15 protein-coding genes are annotated in these 17,635 nt (G+C 42.0%); 10 read left to right on the top strand and 5 right to left on the bottom strand.

Annotation, left to right across the window (positions count from 1 at the left end):
• The first annotated feature begins 55 nt into the window (after positions 1 to 55).
• The 4 genes from ITG12_RS04250 to ITG12_RS04265 all read left to right on the top strand — a co-directional run bounded on the left by ITG12_RS04250 (position 56) and on the right by ITG12_RS04265 (position 4,482).
• Entirely contained in the window at positions 56 to 988 is a 933-nt protein-coding gene (locus ITG12_RS04250) for a helix-turn-helix transcriptional regulator (protein ID WP_038868694.1), read from the top strand.
• Between the two features lie 70 nt (positions 989 to 1,058).
• Positions 1,059 to 2,006, top strand: coding sequence for a helix-turn-helix transcriptional regulator (locus ITG12_RS04255; protein ID WP_248873725.1), 948 nt, complete (start codon positions 1,059 to 1,061; stop codon positions 2,004 to 2,006).
• 571 nt (positions 2,007 to 2,577) lie between these two features.
• Positions 2,578 to 3,591, top strand: a complete 1,014-nt coding sequence (locus tag ITG12_RS04260; RefSeq protein WP_038868752.1) for a transcriptional regulator — start codon at positions 2,578 to 2,580, stop codon at positions 3,589 to 3,591.
• A 504-nt stretch (positions 3,592 to 4,095) separates the two neighbouring features.
• Positions 4,096 to 4,482 (top strand): hypothetical protein, encoded by a 387-nt coding sequence (locus tag ITG12_RS04265; protein ID WP_038868696.1) that lies wholly within the window; start codon positions 4,096 to 4,098, stop codon positions 4,480 to 4,482.
• A 90-nt stretch (positions 4,483 to 4,572) separates the two neighbouring features.
• Here ITG12_RS04265 and ITG12_RS04270 read toward each other — a convergent pair whose 3' ends face one another.
• The 4 genes from ITG12_RS04270 to ITG12_RS04285 all read right to left on the bottom strand — a co-directional run bounded on the left by ITG12_RS04270 (position 4,573) and on the right by ITG12_RS04285 (position 10,353).
• Complete coding sequence (locus tag ITG12_RS04270) at positions 4,573 to 6,531, bottom strand: diguanylate cyclase (RefSeq protein WP_248873727.1); 1,959 nt, start codon at positions 6,529 to 6,531, stop codon at positions 4,573 to 4,575.
• The gene (locus ITG12_RS04275; protein WP_248873729.1) at positions 6,528 to 7,700 is read right to left on the bottom strand and encodes an extracellular solute-binding protein; all 1,173 of its coding nucleotides are present in this window, start codon (positions 7,698 to 7,700) and stop codon (positions 6,528 to 6,530) included. The genes ITG12_RS04270 and ITG12_RS04275 overlap by 4 nt, the downstream gene beginning before the upstream one ends.
• Positions 7,701 to 7,864: 164 nt before the next feature.
• The gene (gene serC, locus ITG12_RS04280; RefSeq protein ID WP_039974466.1) at positions 7,865 to 8,959 is read right to left on the bottom strand and encodes a 3-phosphoserine/phosphohydroxythreonine transaminase; all 1,095 of its coding nucleotides are present in this window, start codon (positions 8,957 to 8,959) and stop codon (positions 7,865 to 7,867) included.
• Between the two features lie 131 nt (positions 8,960 to 9,090).
• A complete protein-coding gene (locus ITG12_RS04285; protein ID WP_248873731.1) occupies positions 9,091 to 10,353 on the bottom strand; it encodes a DUF945 family protein in 1,263 nt (420 codons plus the stop codon).
• Positions 10,354 to 10,538: 185 nt separating this feature from the next.
• Here ITG12_RS04285 and ITG12_RS04290 point away from each other — a divergent pair, with 185 nt between their 5' ends.
• The 3 genes from ITG12_RS04290 (at position 10,539) to ITG12_RS04300 (ending at position 13,729) form a co-directional block, all read left to right on the top strand.
• Entirely contained in the window at positions 10,539 to 12,479 is a 1,941-nt protein-coding gene (locus ITG12_RS04290; RefSeq protein ID WP_248873733.1) for an ATP-binding protein, read from the top strand.
• Positions 12,476 to 12,973 carry a response regulator gene (locus tag ITG12_RS04295; RefSeq protein ID WP_038868702.1) on the top strand — a complete coding sequence of 166 codons (498 nt, stop codon included), beginning with the start codon at positions 12,476 to 12,478 and terminating at the stop codon, positions 12,971 to 12,973. The genes ITG12_RS04290 and ITG12_RS04295 overlap by 4 nt, the downstream gene beginning before the upstream one ends.
• Positions 12,974 to 13,180: 207 nt before the next feature.
• On the top strand, positions 13,181 to 13,729 hold the full coding sequence (locus ITG12_RS04300; RefSeq protein ID WP_038868703.1) for a hypothetical protein: 549 nt from the start codon (positions 13,181 to 13,183) through the stop codon (positions 13,727 to 13,729).
• A gap of 211 nt (positions 13,730 to 13,940) precedes the next feature.
• On the opposite strand, the gene ITG12_RS04305 is transcribed toward ITG12_RS04300, so the two are convergent.
• Positions 13,941 to 14,528: a TfoX/Sxy family DNA transformation protein gene (locus ITG12_RS04305; RefSeq protein WP_038868704.1), complete on the bottom strand. Its 588-nt coding sequence runs from the start codon at positions 14,526 to 14,528 to the stop codon at positions 13,941 to 13,943.
• A gap of 370 nt (positions 14,529 to 14,898) precedes the next feature.
• Between ITG12_RS04305 and ITG12_RS04310 the strand changes: the two genes are divergently transcribed.
• The 3 genes from ITG12_RS04310 (at position 14,899) to ITG12_RS04320 (ending at position 17,553) form a co-directional block, all read left to right on the top strand.
• Entirely contained in the window at positions 14,899 to 15,819 is a 921-nt protein-coding gene (locus ITG12_RS04310; protein WP_038874621.1) for an HDOD domain-containing protein, read from the top strand.
• Positions 15,820 to 15,926: 107 nt separating this feature from the next.
• Positions 15,927 to 16,832, top strand: coding sequence for a lysine exporter LysO family protein (locus ITG12_RS04315; protein WP_038868707.1), 906 nt, complete (start codon positions 15,927 to 15,929; stop codon positions 16,830 to 16,832).
• Between the two features lie 208 nt (positions 16,833 to 17,040).
• Complete coding sequence (locus ITG12_RS04320; protein ID WP_005442243.1) at positions 17,041 to 17,553, top strand: hypothetical protein; 513 nt, start codon at positions 17,041 to 17,043, stop codon at positions 17,551 to 17,553.
• The last annotated feature ends 82 nt before the right edge of the window (positions 17,554 to 17,635 follow it).

The following is a 17,635-nucleotide window of genomic DNA, read 5'->3' on the forward strand; positions in this document are numbered from 1 at the left end:
ATTTATGTAGACTCCGGTAAGAATTTAATAATATTCAATTTATTATGAGGTTTATATGTTTGGGGATTACCTGAAGCAACTTAGGGTCGAGGCGGGCCTTACGCAAAAGGAGCTTGCGGTAAAACTGAATTTGATCGACTCAGAATTTGTATCTATTGACTCTGTCACAGTGAGTCGCTGGGAGCGTAATAGCACAGCACCTAACCCGATTAGAGCAGTCAAAGTCTTACGCTCACTGACCAATGATCTTCGTCCGTACTTACTTTCATTGGAGGTTGAAGAAAACAGGACCCAAATCAACAACTATTTGAAAGATCGATACCGTTCTCCTTGGGATGTATTAATGGGTTCCTCTTATCAGTCATCAAAAGAAACCGCAGAAGATGACGTAAAAGAGCTCCCCTTATTTGAATCGCGTTCAGAGAAATATGAAGAGGGATTGAAGAATTTTCTCAACAGCATCGGTATTGAAAACGAAGCACTATTCGACTTAGACCTATACCAACATCAGATAGAACACAAAATCTACGGGAAAAAATACATTAATGAAGATTCGGGTAAGCTACTTGGGCACTCTCTCTCTTTCTTCTTTCATGCAGAAGATCTCAATGATTACTTTTGCTCCCCTTTCTTGAAAATCCCGATAAAGAAAACGAAAGCTTATTCTCAAAACAAAAAAATGGCGATTTGCACACTCACCCACTTTTGCTCCGATGAGCCCACCTTCTGGATCGATCATCAAACAGGGATCGATTACCTTGCGAGACACGCAAATGTTCATGATCTTTATTACTACGCAGTCGATAAGCTAACAGCCGATTACATGATCAACATTGGGGCCGAAAAGGTCGCGTTCGACACACCCAATAAGCATGGCATCGTTAAAATCGGCCATGAAAAATACATGCGTTGCTTGCTCAAATTAGATAGTGCGGTATGGCTAACAAGGCCAGAATTATTACTGCTTCTGAAAAACCACTATGCTTAATGTTCAACGACCATAATGTAACGAGCAATTGTTAGTTGGTTCATTTCAATAATAAAAACAAGGTAAGTTTATGTTTGGAGATTATCTAAAGCAGTTGAGAATTCAACATGGATTAACGCAAAGGGAACTTGCCACAAAACTAAATCTATCTAGCCCAGAATTCACCTCGGTTGACTCTGTCACCATTAGCCGCTGGGAAAGAAACGCCACAACCCCAAACTCGGTAAAAGCAATCAAAGTGCTACGACAACTGACTTTGGATCTCAAGCCGTATTTGCTGACAATAGAAGCCCCATCAGAAGGAACGATATTAGATGATATTCTCTATGATCGTTTTCACTCGCAACGTGCGCTACTAATGTCTTCTGAATACGAAGAATTGAAACCTCAGAAAGACACTAAAATCATTGAAGAATCGATGTTCTCGAATGAAACCGCAGATCATGCCAGCCGATTGAAGAACTTCTTTATCAATGCCGATGCACACTACCCTGGTTTGATTGACTTAGACTTATTGAGCTTTCATAAAGAAGATAAAGTTATCGCCAACGTTTACCTAGATGAAGAAAGCCATAAAGTCAGAGGGCACTCCATCTCTTTTTTATTCAAAATAGAAGATCTCGAATCACTCTTTACTAGACCGGAATATACATTACCGTTTAGTTTAGCGAAACCTTATGCTGAAAATAGAGAACTCGCACTTTGCTGCCTGAGTCGATACGCCGCAAACCAGCAAGTCTTTATGATGCTTCACCCAACCTTAGTGGATTATCTTGCTGCAAGATCCAACATTACCAGCCTCTACTATTACTCTTTTGATAATCAGTTCTCGGAATACCTTGTCAGCTTAGGGGCCGAAAAAGTGGCCTATGATAGCCCTGATAAATCAGGTTCAGTAACGATAGGTAAAACGGCCTATCGCAAATGCTTACTTAAAATAGATACATCGATATTGTTAGCACAATCTTCAATGATATACCTACTCCACCAACATCAACGTCATAGCAAACGTTGTTAACCAAAACATAAAGACTATCTAAATTAATGTCGGACGATTCATCGCCGCCATTAATTTAGAATAATGACTCTACTGGCAACCGAATAAGGCTAAGTTCGGCAAATAACCTTAAATAAATATCTAATATACCCATATGAAATATGTTATCTGATATGAACATTTCTCACTTTTAAGATAAGACCAAGAAATAATTTACAGCACGTATAATTGTAAATACATCATCAAGTTTTACTCTAAATTCTCAAAAATGCTGTAATTTCAGGGCTATCCATCCCAAAATTAAGACAAAAAATGCGAGAACTAGGCATCTATTCATTGCTCAATAGCACAAATGCCTTCTCAATTTAATATCAAACATAATACGATTCTTATGATATTTATGAATAAATACGACATGAATATTAATGCATTTTCAACCTCCTATCAGCCGTATCAATTTTAGAAGAAAGGTCGCAAACCGAATATCGTTTATGACCTTAAAACTATTCGGTAGAGGAATGTCATGCACATAACTTAAACGAAGAATAACAATTAGCTATGGACATGTTTTAGATATATGGGAGAAAGTAAGGTGTTCGGGAGTTATCTAAAATCAATAAGAACCGCGTTAGGGTTAACTCAGGAGCAAGCATCGATTAGGCTAAATCTATTAGGTGGTGATTTAGCAAATATAGATTGCGTCACCTTCAGTAGATGGGAAAGAGGCATCACTCAACCAAGCCTTAGTCGACGAGTAAGAGTGCTTCGTGCATTCGAGAATAATTTGCTGCCGTACTTATGTAGCCTAGGGCTAGACTTATCGCTAAAAGAAGATGTCGAGCAATTCGAGCTGTCGCTAAAGCAACGGTATCAGGATGCGATGTCAATCATATCTGGCATTGATTACAACAGTGTACGCCAAGTCGAGCACGAGTACATCGAAGAGGAGGAGCTGAGTCAAAATAATGAGCAAGACTTTATTCATAGTTTGAACAACTTTCACGACCAATTAAAGTCGCTCAATATCAAACACAACCTCTCTTCAATCGATCTGGTCGAATATCAAAAGGATGGCCGCGCGATCGCTTATAAGTACTTATCAAGAGGTAAACTGGTTGGTCATAACATTGGTATGTTTTTTAGCGACCCAACGTTAGAAAACGAAATTGATAGGACAAAGCGAAATCGTCTTCCCATCGATACCATCGATCTGAGATTAACGAAACCATTGAAAGACAAAGGTACATATTCCTACTACGCGATTAGCCAACATTCGAAAAGCGAACGAGTATTTCGCAGGCAATTGCACACTGAGTTTACTTTCCTCGCTCAAAATGCGCATATTCATCACTACTATGCGAGCGTGACCTTAAAGAGCTCTGTTGATGTCATGTTAAAAATGGGATTTAGCGTTGCAGCCTATGAAAGTGAAAATCCTGTTGGTGCAATTAAAGTTGGTTCAAAACGCTATACGCGTGCTGTCATGTACATCGAAACCAGTGAGCTATTTACTCAACCGGAGTTTCTTTACTTATTAACTTGCTGTGGTGTCTGTACGGAGCGCGAATGCGACACATGTCTAGAGCACCCACATTGCATTTGCTGATAATAAACATCGAATAACAAACAGCTCATCAATTTTTCGCTACGTTAAGGTCAATGTCGACAACGTTTTGCTTCGTCGTTATTGGCCTTCCTCCGAATAGCAACGATCTTGAAAATTCACTAGCCTTTAACGTTCGATAAAGTTTCTATTCTTGCCTTTTTGCTGCAACTTACTTCTCGCGCCGCGTTCGTTGATATCACTATTTGTCGTCATCATATTTGTGATTGAAATAAATTTATAGGCAAATACCATTTTAGCATTCATTAATATGCTTAAGGTTGATTAGAGAACTTACTATAACGTACCAGTTCAATCACTCTTACAAACAAGTGAAAAGCACAAATAGTATCTTTGTTTATTAAATAATTTTCACGTAAGTGCATGAAAATAAAATTACTTAGCAATTTAAGGTTTTTTCATTTCATAGATGCTATCCAAAGTCAGAATACAATCACTATGATCAATCTTTGACGCGCGAAACAGACTTGTTCACAGGTGAAAAGCATGAAAAAGATTCGCTATCCATTCGATTTGCACGGAACGCTATCAATTCGATACAGGGATAAAGTAAACCCGATTTTCCTCGATACCGATGACGATAATCAATCAGTCATCGACATTGATGACTTTGCGGTCAGATCATTTAGCTACGACTCTGAAGATCGCCTACTTAAAATATCTCTGCAAAAAGCCTTGAACTTAACCGAGATCGCCGATTGCGGTACCGTATTTACAGGAATTGAATTGGAGCAGAATAATATCAAACTAGACATTGTTTATTGCTTGTACAATGCAGGTATTATCAGCTCAAGTATCTCTTACCCATTAGATGATGCTTCCCCTATTCAGTCTATCGCAGTAGCAAAACCTTTGACGCTTCACTTAAAGTGACAAGGCAGCCTCATTAATAACAGGCGAAAAAGAAAGCCCTCACTCCTATAAGGAGTGAGGGCTTTCTTATGTATTCATCGTATATCGAAACTACGTCTTTCTTGAATCGTCTTCAGTGCTCTCATAGAACGCTCTCTTACGCTCATACATGGCTTCATCTGCCATGGAGAACAAGTTATCAAGAGAGGTCCCCTCGCTTGATGCCCCACCAACTGAGAACTTAACTGGGTGACGCTTATGTTCTGAGAGTTCTATCCACTTGTCTTCTTGCGCAACTTCCAGAGAGAGGGTTAGTGCATCAAGCGCCGTGCTATCAATATTTTTCGCAATCACTGCAAATTCATCACCACCGATTCGGTAAAGCATGAATTCCTCTTTTAATACGGACTTAATCAATTGTGTTGATTTTGCGATTAACAAATCACCACGGTCGTGACCATAGTTATCGTTCAACATTTTTAATCCGTTAATGTCGATGATAATAATCGCTATTGACTTCCATCGCCCGTTTACCAACGACTGGCAAGCGAACTCATAATCTTCATCGAATGCTTTTCTATTTAGACAACGTGAAAGCTTGTCTCGACGAGCAAAATCTTCTAGTTCCAACCAAGAGTAGAGCTGCTTTTTGAATAGTTCGATCAGAATGCGTTCTTCTTCATTCATCTCATACTGACCATAATCGAAATAACCAAGTACGGTTCCTGTGGATGAGCGCATCGTTTTGATCTGCCCTCCCTTTGGATAGCTAAAACTAAACCGCATATCTGAACTTGTTATCAGACGATTCAACCCAGAGTTAATCACTCCTGGGATAGCATGATAACCAATACCTGCATGACTCGTGGTAAAGTTAATTAAAGTCATTAACTTCTCTTGGTGGGCTTCTTCTCGCGTTAAGTTGACACGCAACTCCGCCGTTTGCTCTTCAACTCGGAGCTCCAACTCTTGGTTAAAATTGGCGAGCTGAGCATTGGTGTCCTGCACTTGCTGGTTAGCTTTCCGTAAATCTTGGTTACGAATCTCCAATTCATCCATGTGGTTGGTCAATTGTAACCACAACGAATCTAACAAGTTCATCAGTTGGCGGAACTCTTTAAATTGAAAACGTTTTGGTCGTAAGTCTGGGCGAGTGTTGTTTTTAAAACTGCGTACGACGATTTCCATCTCTCGAATTGGACGCGTAAGCCAGCGACTCGCGACCACGGCGATACATAACGTCACCACTAAGGTTGCGATTATGATATTGAGTAGCTGTTGCTTAGACTGCATCAACTCCTGATTACGTGCCACGTTAGACACAGAGTGAATCATCGAAACTTCTAATGGTTCAACAAAGTTGTTGTTCAGCACTTCAATATTGGTTAGATGTCGAGAGGCATCACCCTTCGTTTGACTGACAGAGCCATAATGAAAGTTGACACTTTCTTGTGCGTAAAGGAACGGTTGCGATATCTGAATCAAGTCCTGATACGACACTAATACAACAAGATAACCTTGGGGTTCATATTCGGAATCAGGCAGCAAAGTATATGGCAGCAATGGACTCACAAAAACAAGACCACTTTGACCACCTTTGAGTACCAAGCCTTCATCAAAATAGGTGGTATGAAACATTTTCCCTTGTTTGTATACCGCATCTGCTGCGCGTATTTTTTCTAATAACTTACTGTTTTCCAGATGGTAAACTGACCCGTTGCTCTCATACATCGGCTGCCAGTTTTTGTCTATGATGTACGTAGTACTGACGTTGGTCGCCAACTCTTCAAAGGTTTCAATCATTTGCCAAATGATGCTCGAGTAAAGAACGTTATCCATCCCCTGAACTAACAGGCGATCTTTCGAGTACCAACGCGTTAAATTGGCAATGAAGGTAAGGTCTTCTTTGACGGTTTTCTGAATACCTTGATTGGTATTCTCTAGCTTGATTTCTTTTTGCACCAACAAATCTGCTTGGTGTTTATCAATCATGCTAGTACCTACCCAATAAGCAGGTAACAACGATCCGAGCACCACGATCAACGTTAAGATATTACGCAAACTGATCATGATGAAGACTTCCTGCTTTTATGGATATGCTCGGAATGCTTTTGGATAAATTCAACCACAAACTCAGCGGCGCTTTCTGCTGGCATTCCGGCTTTAAAACGCTTGTAGCCACGAATCAATGCCTCCCATGTGACCGCCATTTCCACCGTACTCGGCATAGCATAAGCGGGCGTTAGCTCTTCATACAAGTCACTGTAATAGGTGGTGTCAGAGTCATACCACTTGCGATTGATAGAACGATTAGTAGAAATCAAGTTTTGGTTGATGATCACATCTTCAATAAACTCTGGTTTTTGTACAATCATCGCCAAGGTTCGCATGGCTTTCTGCTTGGCAGGGTTGGCCATCGCCTCCTCGTTAAACGCCAACACTTTACCACCACTTAAAGAATGCATGTGATGATTGTTGTAGGTAGGCAAACTGCTGATTTTCAGTTCTTTAGAAAAATGTTGTTTTAGCTCGCCCAGAGACCAATCACCATCGATAAGATAGGCAACTTCCCCTTCAATAAACTGCTGGCGAGCTTGCTCTTGAGAGTAGTTATCTTTGACGACTCCTTCTTGGGGCAACTCACCATAAAATCTAAGCGCCGCCGCTAGCGCACCAACATCAATATCGGTCACCGGTTTTGAGCGATGCTCAGAAAACATAGGTACAAACGACATTAAAAAGTACATGTTTGGATATTGCATCGCGAGTGAGGATTGCCCCTTCTTAGCCTCTTCCAACAATTTTTCCCACGTAGGTTGGAGCTCTTGGGTCAATTTAGTGTTTACGTACAACACAAGGTGGTTACCCAAACCTAAAGGCACACCATAAATGGCATTATCTACCGTTACCAATTCCAGAGCTTTGGGCTCAATGCTCTTTTCTTCTATCCAAGTGCTAGGAATCTTAGCCAAGTCAAAGTAGTCATGCAGCCCAAGGAAGTCTGACGGCACCCAAATGACATCCGGTATGGTAATGCCAGTTTGCTTGGCCAATAACAATTCAGAGCGGATGTTGTTTACATCAAACTCTCTGATCGCCAATGTGTTTCCTGTTTGCTCTTCAAAACGTTCGTTGATTTCAGCAACCGTTGAATATTCAATGCCGCTCCATACTTGGATCTCCTGAGCAACAGTCAGGTTAGAGAAGCAAAGCAGTAAGGTTAAGCAGAGGTTTCTCACTAGAATTCTCGAAAATAGATGGTGTTACAAAGATAGCGAACCAATGTTGGTTATTCAAAACCGTCCAATGGTTCTGTGCGAATGATTCCATTAGAAAACGATCTTGTAGAAAGTAAAAAGCGCCGCTATTGCGACGCTTTGGAGGATTATATCACAGGTCTGGATTAAGCATACTCTTGCTCAAAGTTGCGCATAAAGTCGACCAACGCTTGCACACCTTCTAACGGCATTGCGTTATAAATTGAAGCACGCATACCGCCAACCGCGCGGTGCCCTTTTAGTGCTTTTAGACCTTTAGCGTCCGCTAATTCAAGGAATGTTCCGTCTAACTCTGGCTTTGCCAGTTGGAATGGTACGTTCATTAAAGAGCGGTTCTCTGGATGCACACCGTTACGGTAAAAATCAGACTGGTCGATGTAATCATAAAGCAGCGCCGCTTTCTCACGGTTCACTTGTTCAATAGCTTTAACACCACCCTGCGCTTTTAGCCATTTGAAAACTAGACCAGATAAATACCAAGCAAACGTCGGGGGTGTGTTGAACATAGACTCTTTTTCTGCCAGCACTTTGTAGTCCAAAATGCTTGGTAGTACTTCTTTCGCTAGACCAAGCAGATCATCACGAACAATAGCAATCGCGATTCCTGATGGGCCGATGTTCTTTTGCGCGCCCGCATAAATCACAGCGTATTTCGATACGTCAATTTCTCGCGAGAGAATCGTTGAAGACATATCCGCAACAATCGGTTTGTCGGTCACTGGTAGATCATTAATTTCAATACCATCAATGGTCTCGTTGGGACAGAAATGCACATACGCTGCGTCAGGGGCAATTTTCCACTCTGTTGCAGGTAGTACGGCCGTTTTACCATCAATCACTGTCTTCGCGTTGAAAACATCTGGTTCACAGTATTTTTTGGCTTCTGCCACTGCACTTTCAGCCCAGTAGCCACCATCGATGTAAGTCGCAGTTTCTGCATCACCTAATAGATTAAGCGGAACAGCGGCAAACTGAGCACGAGCACCACCTTGGCAAAACAGTACTTTGTAGTTACTTGGGATATTAAGAAGATCACGAAGGTCTTGCTCTGCTTCTTCCGCAACCTTGATGAACTCTTTACTACGGTGACTGATTTCCATCACTGAAGTTCCAAGATCTTGCCAATTAATTAGCTCCTTTTGTGCTTGCTGCATGACTGCTTTTGGCAGACCTGCTGGCCCTGCACTGAAGTTAAATACGTTGTCCGTATTTTGTTCCATGATGCTCATTGCTCCTGCTAAGTAAGTATGACGAAATTAATATCATGTTTTCGTGGGGATAAAAACAACAAAAGAGGTCTTACGACCTCTTTTTAATCTGAAAAAGCTAAAAACTTACGTTGTAAACTTGCCTATTGCATCAACGCAGGCATAAGCAACGCGATTAAAGGAAACTCTTGTCCATTTTCGAACTTCAGTTTCCCATCAGAAATTTGTGCTTTCAATTGGTAGCCGTTGTCTTTTTTCTCGATAAGTTCCATCACCATCAGCTCATCCACGCTTTCTTGGATGAATGGGTAAAGATCCACAAGCTCATCAGAGAAATAAGTGCTTAACGAACCACTTGTTGCCGTCATTAACTTCATTGGGTCTTGAGTGATATTATCCGTTCCTTCTGGTACAGACAGTTGCCATTCGTTACGGAATTTACCTTCACCAAACGCAAGAGAAAGCTCATTCACTGACAATTTAAAGCCCTTGCTAAACAACGTATCAATGTGAGGAAGTAACGTTTGGATTTCTTGCTCATCTAGCATTGGCGAGTTTTGATAGATAGACATAATCTGATCAAACGATTGGCTGTCAACATCGGCGATTGAAAAGTCCAACTTAAAGTTGTCGACATCTGTCCCATCCGTCAAACGCAGTTGGTTGGCTTCTAGGTTCAATTTACTATTGAGTTTGTCGCCAGTTTCATTAAGAGAAGTGTTACCGTTGTATGTCGCGTTCTCAATCATAAACATCGGAGCAAGTTGCGCATCAACGACATCCAGCTTCTGCAATGAGAACGTTTGTTCGCCTAACCAGTACCCCTTTGCTTGCTTACCTTTCCCTTGACCAGTCAGTTTGGTTAAATGAATTTCTTCGCCGTTTTCAAAATCCACTTGTACTGAAGGCACTGAAACTTGATAGTTCAGATCACCAAGCACCGTCACGTCACCAGTGATTTGTAATGGGCTCGTCGATAATGACATTCCTTGAGCATCGTTTTGATAGTTCCAGCTATCCAAATCTAAGGTAAAGGCAGTATTACCGTTTAGTTGGGTTTTACTGTGCATCGTAAGTGGTAGGAAATCAGCGTCCACCAGCTTAGAGTCCGCCGTAAGGCTGGTTAAACCGTGAGATAAGTCACTCGTAACATCGAAAGTTGTTGGCAAACCATCACGCTCAAGTTGAGTTTTGATATCTGGGTCAACCACGGTGTAACGAGTAAGGACAACCGAAGAAAGGTAACCTCGGTCGTATTCCACGATCTCGCCCTTCACCATGTCATCATTCATGTTTGCAATACCATCTTCAATGATGGTTTGACCAATCTGCCCAACCGCAAGTGGCCAACAAAGCGCAAGAGAAATGGCACCACCGATGGCACCTATTTTTTTAAGATTTTCCATAACATCACTTATTGAGTATTTGTGCTCAGTCTAACCCAAACCCTAAGCGGATAAAACATTGAGTTAAATCAGACTATTGATGGTTATTTTAGTTCATTAATCGAGAACAATACTCAGCTCTCAACCATTGCGGTGTTTAATTGATATGTTGTTTGTGCCAAGTTTTAACCGGAGCTCAAACACCTGTGAACCGTTACGCTGTATTGTGCCTCGACAATAATCCTATCAGTGCTGAGCAATTTCGATTGGAGTTGTCCGCCTTTTCAAGCAAATTTGATATTCTCTCTGTCGAATCCATAGAAGAAGCGCAGAGCGCACTTGAATACCTAGAAGAAAGAGAGCAAACCGTTGCTCTAGTCATCGCGAGTCACCACGCACACTTTAATGGTGTTGATTTTCTTATCGGTCTAGACCGAAAACCTCACACGCAAAACGCTCGGAGAATACTGATCAGTTGTTCATCCGATATCGAAGCTATTTTAACGGCGGTAAACGAAGGGCGTCTCGACCACTGCTTGACCAAACCTCTACCCGATAAAGTTCTTTTCAATACTGCCCAAAAAGAATTGACTCAATTTATCCTTCGTCACGACAAAGAAGATTTGCTCAGCTATAGCCAAATTCTCGATCAGCACAAGTTGTTACGTGCGCATATTGAAAACCAAATGAGTAACTATCAGGCGGGCTTTTTGAATGATTACCATGCCCTCTCTGATAGTGAATTGGCAGAGCAAGTGATTAGCGCGTTGCAATATTTTTTCACCCAAGATGACGATAGCGAAGCATGCCGAACCTACTCACCCGAACACTTACTAACGGTAGAGGGAGAGCCAAACAGCTTTCTATGGTTTATCACCACTGGCGAGGTTGCGCTTTATAAGCGAGACGAACTTGGCATGCAACGTGAGGTCGTTCGTCACTCAAAAGGCAACATCGTAGGTGGCATGTCGTTTGTTACTGGAGAAAGCTCCTTCTCGACAGCGTTAACACTGACCAAAACAGAAGTCATAAAACTGGACAGAAAAGTGTTCCGTAAGGTGATGCAGAGTGATTCTAATTTGCTACCACTGTTTACTAATTTGCTCCTTCGCCACTTTAACCGCCGATTACAACGCAGTATCAATACCAAGTTGAAGCTACAAAAAACCTTAGAATCATTAGAGTCTGCTCATCAACAATTAATTGAACGTGAGAAGATGGCCATGCTCGGCCAATTAGTCGCAGGCGTAGCGCACGAGCTCAATAACCCAATCGCTGCGATATTGCGTGGCGTCGAAAATCTAACCCATACGCTGGAAGAATTACTCACCAAACTCCCAACCGACGACATTCAAGAAAAAGGCGTAGAACTGCTCATTCATGCCCAAAAAGCCAAGCCGGCCTCAACAGCAGAACTTAGGGAAAGAGTGAAACAACTCAACCATTACCTACCCGACCGCACTTTAGGGAAAAAAGTGGTCAATCTAGGATTAGAATCAGACTTGGCCTTCATCGATAAACTCAATCGCCAAGAACCGGCGTCACTGCGCTCATTGGGAACGTTAGAACAATATCACCAAGTAGGCGCATCACTTCGCTCGATTAACGTCTGCGCCGCCCGTATTGCCGACATGGTTAAGAGCTTAAAAGGTTACGCTCGTTCAGATGATGAAACACTACACTATGCTGACCTTCATGAAGGCATAGAAGATACATTGGTCATCTTCGAGAATCGCCTCAAATTGCATCAGGTCGCGACAGATTATGCCAGCTTACCCAACACGTTGTGTCAGCCTACCGCGTTACAACAAGTGTGGACAAACCTCATTTCCAACGCAATTGACGCATTCCCAGAAAAAGGGAGACTCAGCATTCAGTCGCAACTAATCGAAAAAAACCATCAACCTTATGCTGTGATTTCGTTTAAAGACAACGGATGCGGCATTCCTGAACAACAGAAGAAAGCGATTTTCGAACTTAACTTTACAACAAAGAAAGAAGGTAACTTTGGCTTAGGTATCGGGCTTTCAATTTGCCAGCAAATCGTGGCAAGCCACAATGGTTGGATTGAAGTGGATTCTGAGTTGAACCATTTCACCTGCATGAAAGTTTGGCTACCTATCACATCAGAAGGAGATGAAACATGACGAAATATCTGATTTTGTGCGTGGATGACGAAAGAGAAGTCTTGGATAGTGTCCTTCAAGATCTCATGCCCTTTGAAGATAACTTTGTTGTCGAGGGTGCAGAGTCTGTCACAGAAGCGAAACAGGTGATAGAAGAAATGACCGACGAAGGCGTTCGTTTGGCTCTCATTCTTTGCGACCATATTATGCCAGAACAAACTGGTATCAGCTTTTTGATCGAGTTGAGTCAAAATAGCGACACTCGATCTGCACGTAAAATTCTGCTCACAGGACAAGCCGGGCTAGAAGATACCGTAGAAGCGGTGAACCACGCTAGTTTAGACTACTACATCGCAAAACCTTGGAAAGGCGAAGCGCTTCGAGAGGCGCTTGTGTCGCAACTGACTGCTTTCATGATAGAAAACGACGATAACCTTTTATCATGGACTGCAATTCTAGATTCCGAAGCTATTTTGAACGCTATGGCAAAACGACGCAGTAGCTTTGGTGAATAACCACTCCCGATAGAAAACGCGGACAGATAAAGAGAATCTGGCGCGTTTTTTGCTGTTAAGTTGGCACAATTGAGTCAATTGACAAAACATCGACACATTTTTGTTGGTCGTAGACCTTCGTTTTTATTATGATGTCGAACAAATCAGATTACGGTTCAAGTGGTTACTTGGATCCATGGAACTATAAGACAAGGTTTATCGTTAGTTATGCGTAAAACACTATTAGCCGCTGCCCTTTTGTTGGCATCTAGCCAAGCTCTAGCTGCGAACGATTACAACGCTCCAGCAACAATGAGCAACTTTAGCTACGACTACATGGAAGCTCGTATCGGTGCAAGCCCAGTAACATTCGGTGCTGGTTTCAGCAAATCAATTCACCCAAATGCGCACATCATTGCTCGCATCGACTCTGAATTCGATGGTGATTTCGATTCAGCAGCGGGTTTTGGTTTCCACTCGCCACTAAACAACTGGGCTGATCTAACAGGTGCAATGCTAATGCGTGTTGTACAGCCTTCAAACTCAAGCAGTACTGATGTTGGTATGGAACTTAACCTTGGTGTTCGCCAATGGCTTGGTCCTCAACTAGAAGTGGGTGGTAAAGCTGGCTACGTGTCTATCGATAACGATGACGATTGGATTGGTTCTGTTTACGCTCGTTTCCACTCTACAGAGCTATTCTCTCTAGGTGCAGAAGCGCGTATTAATGATTTCTATGGTGATCAAGTGATGTTCACCACTCGCTTCAAGTTCTAATCTCAAGTTGATTGAAATCTAACTGAAGCCGAAAAACAAAAACCGAGGTACTCACCTCGGTTTTTTTGTTCTTAATTATTGATTCGTTGCAATGACTAACTCGAATGAAGTGGCTAAAAGCATCCAACTTCCTTTTGTCGCTTTCAACGCTCACTTTTATGACTCGCTGACTTCATCTAAGACGAGTCAATCATCGTGAAACTAAATAAGCTTACTCACACATTGCCAGTAGCTGCTTTTTACGTGGCTCTTGGATAAGTTTCCAATGAACGCCGTCAATTGCACCAGCAAATTTCCATAAAAGCTTCACGTCGACATCACTGCCGTACGCAACTCTTACTTTATTGAATACTTCCACTGGGCCAAGTTCCAAAAACGTCTCTACGTCATCGATTCCTGCTTTTTTCACCATACGTTCTAACGTCAGTTGCATGTTTGGCAGATCACGTAGGCGTCTACTGGCTGAGGACTTTTGGTATTTACGTTCCTTAATTGAACAATCTATAGATTTTTGTAACAACGTATCAAGACCAGCAAAGCCAGCATCGAATAAGTCTGTTACGTCATAGTAGTTAACTGTTGCCGTCGTTTGTTTTTTGACGTGCTTATATTTTTCACAGTTAAGTTGAGTAAATTCTGCGTCGAGTTCGTCTCCGCCGCGCAAGTAGCAACAGTCGTTACTTACAAGAGCAAACATAGCGTCATTGCTAAATAAACCAATGCCGCCGAACATTGAACGTTTCTGATACTCACTAAAATTGCTTACATAGTTAAAAAAAGCTTGGTCTGTCATGTCCATTGACCTCTTTAATCTGAATAAATTACCCCGATTAGCGATGTCACCAGATGAACAGCAGCTTAGTGCGAATTATAAAATGTCGATATGTTGGCGATATTTTTGTGAATTGCGCTCACCAACTGCCTTAATCATACTTAACGTTGAAAAATAAGTTAGGATCTATGTCACATATGCCAAAGTACAAATTCCACATACGTGATTAGTTTCACACTTACCCATCCTAAAGCGATGTTTTTTTGACACAACCACTGCCAAAAACCGAACACCATGGTGATTAATACAGCAATTGCGAGAGTCAAACCTGTATTTAATTGATTACTAACATACTGTGAGGGTACACTGTACGAAAGCTCTCTAGCACAGCGTCGTAATGGAACATCTATCATTTTTTTGGCTACCCAATAATAAAGATAAGCTTATAAAAGCATTGGAATCTGAGTTCGCTCAACTGGTAGAACAATCCATTTCTACCGGTAAAATATCCCTTCCTCCCATCCCTGATGTCGTACTTAAAATTCAGCAGCTTTGTACTGAAGAACACACGACGATTGCCGACATTGCTAATGCCCTACTCGAAGACCCGGGCCTTGCTGCTGTCGTTGTTCGTGTCGCTAACTCTGTTATCTTTAACCGCCGCAACATCACCTGTAATGATCTCACGACCGCGGTTTCACGCTTAGGTATCCTGAGGGTAAGAGATATCGTTACCGCACAAGCTATTGAACAATTAAAGCACTCGGTGAACTTAACCAAAGAATGCAATGCCATCTTAGTAAAGAGCGCAGCGGTCTCCCGTGAGCTTGGCGCAGCAATGGTATTGGTGGTTCAAGAGTTTAAAAAACATGAGCCCGCTACCTATGGGCATCTCGAGCAAGAGAAAGCCTTACTTGTTGGCTTACTTGCAGATATCGGTTTGTTCTGCCTTATCAATGAATACCACCTGTATCTTGATAGAGGGAATTACCTCGATTCTGATATTGCTTTGCAAATATTCCAAACTCGCTGCTCTGCAACCAGTAAACTCGTGCTTGAGAAATGGGGCTTCGACAACGATTTCCGTGAAGTGTCTTCAAACGAAAAATATCAAACTTCCCGTCCAGAAGTGAGCTATCTGGATATAGCCCGCATTGCAAACCATTTACTGATGTTCCGTAATCAGGATGAGCGAATTGAAGAACACGAAGTAGAATTTAATTTAACTGGTGCAGAAGTCTTGTATGAACTCAGCAATATGAGTGATACTGACTTCCAAAGTGAAATTAAAGAAGTTCTCAGTGCCAGCGGCCTTTAATCTCCCGATACATCAAATCCAGCCACGTTAAAGCTCAAATAGTGTTTTGATTCGTTTATACGTGGCTAAGTTATTCTGCTTACCTCATAAAGGAATCATTGAGTTTTATGTTCTCAGGGATGCTATTTATCTTCGCCCCATTGGTGGTGGGCTATTTAATTCCAATTTCTCGAGCTTCGATGTTGGAGAAAATCAACAAGTCGACCTCATACCTCATTTACGTCATTCTTTCTTTAATGGGTTTGAGCCTTGCGGCATTGGACAACCTTGGTAGTAATTTACAAACTATTCTTCTTTACGCTGGCACATTTTTCGCCTGCCTGAGCGTATGCAACCTACTCGCTTTACCTTTGGTCGATAAGCTGCTTCCTTTGCAAACTGATCAGAATCAAAAGAAACTTCCTCTTTCGTCAATGGCTTTAGAGTCAATCAAACTTGTCGTTGTTGTGGGTGGTGGCCTAGTTGCTGGCTTGTTTCTTCCTATTGGTTTGTCTTGGGTGGACACAGCGAGCGAGTGGATTTTATTCCTTTTGCTTTTCTTTATCGGCATTCAACTACGCAATAGTGGTTTGACGCTTAGACAAATCCTACTCAACAAGCAAGGTATGGCGATTGCGACAGTGATCATTGCAACGTGTATGCTTGGCGGCGTAATTGCTGCAATGATTTTGGATCTTCCTCTTTATCAAGCTTTGGCGATGTCTTCTGGTTTTGGCTGGTATTCACTGGCTGGCATTTTGATGGGTGACGCCTTTGGGCCTATCTTTGGCGGCGCTTCTTTCTTAATTGAGCTGATGCGTGAATTGGTCGCGTTGATTGCCATTCCACTACTTATTCGCAGTTATCCATCTACAGCAATTGGCTACGCCGGCGCGACGGCGATGGACTTTACCCTACCCGTCATTCAAACCACGGGCGGTGTTCGATGTGTGCCTGTTGCCATTGTTAGTGGCTTTATCTTGAGCTTATTAGTGCCAGTTATGATGCTTTTCTTTGTGTCTCTTGCTAGCTAGATCTCAGGAATATTCATTAACATCCATTACAATACGGCAAAAATTCAAATACCCAAGTAACCTCAAAATGCTCAATTCGAAGAGAATTTTCTGGTTCACCGCTTTGTTATCGAGCCCTTTAATTTTTAACTCTTGGATCGGTAATCAGTGACAGGCAAGGCATATGTCTATTGGGGTTACAAAGGGAATACAACCAAAAGGAATAATAATGAAACGCTTTGTCGTTGCGGCGCTCCTCGCTACAAGCTCAACTTTTACTTTTGCTGCTGATCAGCAATGTCTTGCAACTAAATACGATGGCTACATTGATGCTTCCCTACAGTGGTATCAAGATCTAGTAGACCTAACCGTGACTCAATACCCTGACTTAAACGAAGTTAGCCAATGGTTCTTAGAAGGCCGTAAACACCACTTCGAACTCAACCGTGAAGCAGTACATTATTTTCTAGAAAACGATCCAAGCCGAGTAGCAACAGAGCAACCGGTTGAAGCATGGTTGAAGCTAGAACAACACGATGTGAAGCAACTGGCGACACGCAGTGATGCCCTAGGTGAAGCGGCGAAGAAAACCTTCAGCGATCGTCAATCTGCTAACCATCCAAAGAACTACGACCTACGCTCAGCGTTTGCTGACTTGCTAAGCCATCCAAAACAGATCGATTCTGCGCTTAACAAGTATAATCAATCAATTGCTAAGATTGAAAAGCAGAAGTGTGAGTAAGACCCCGCCTAAAGTTTCATTTCAGCAACATGGATTTCAATAATTAAAACGGGACTTTGCGCCCGTTTTGGTTTAGATTGTG

The organism is Vibrio sp. ED002 (assembly GCF_023277445.1).
Classification (GTDB): Bacteria; Pseudomonadota; Gammaproteobacteria; order Enterobacterales; family Vibrionaceae; genus Vibrio; species Vibrio jasicida.

Coding starts and splice junctions, on each gene's coding strand:
- ITG12_RS04250 (WP_038868694.1), top strand. CDS start 56: ATGTTTGGGGATTACCTGAAGCAACTTAGGGTCGAGGCGGGCCTTACG.
- ITG12_RS04255 (WP_248873725.1), top strand. CDS start 1,059: ATGTTTGGAGATTATCTAAAGCAGTTGAGAATTCAACATGGATTAACG.
- ITG12_RS04265 (WP_038868696.1), top strand. CDS start 4,096: ATGAAAAAGATTCGCTATCCATTCGATTTGCACGGAACGCTATCAATT.
- ITG12_RS04270 (WP_248873727.1), bottom strand. CDS start 6,531: ATGATCAGTTTGCGTAATATCTTAACGTTGATCGTGGTGCTCGGATCG.
- serC (WP_039974466.1), bottom strand. CDS start 8,959: ATGGAACAAAATACGGACAACGTATTTAACTTCAGTGCAGGGCCAGCA.
- ITG12_RS04285 (WP_248873731.1), bottom strand. CDS start 10,353: ATGGAAAATCTTAAAAAAATAGGTGCCATCGGTGGTGCCATTTCTCTT.
- ITG12_RS04295 (WP_038868702.1), top strand. CDS start 12,476: ATGACGAAATATCTGATTTTGTGCGTGGATGACGAAAGAGAAGTCTTG.
- ITG12_RS04300 (WP_038868703.1), top strand. CDS start 13,181: ATGCGTAAAACACTATTAGCCGCTGCCCTTTTGTTGGCATCTAGCCAA.
- ITG12_RS04305 (WP_038868704.1), bottom strand. CDS start 14,528: ATGGACATGACAGACCAAGCTTTTTTTAACTATGTAAGCAATTTTAGT.
- ITG12_RS04310 (WP_038874621.1), top strand. CDS start 14,899: ATGGAACATCTATCATTTTTTTGGCTACCCAATAATAAAGATAAGCTT.
- ITG12_RS04315 (WP_038868707.1), top strand. CDS start 15,927: ATGTTCTCAGGGATGCTATTTATCTTCGCCCCATTGGTGGTGGGCTAT.
- ITG12_RS04320 (WP_005442243.1), top strand. CDS start 17,041: ATGAAACGCTTTGTCGTTGCGGCGCTCCTCGCTACAAGCTCAACTTTT.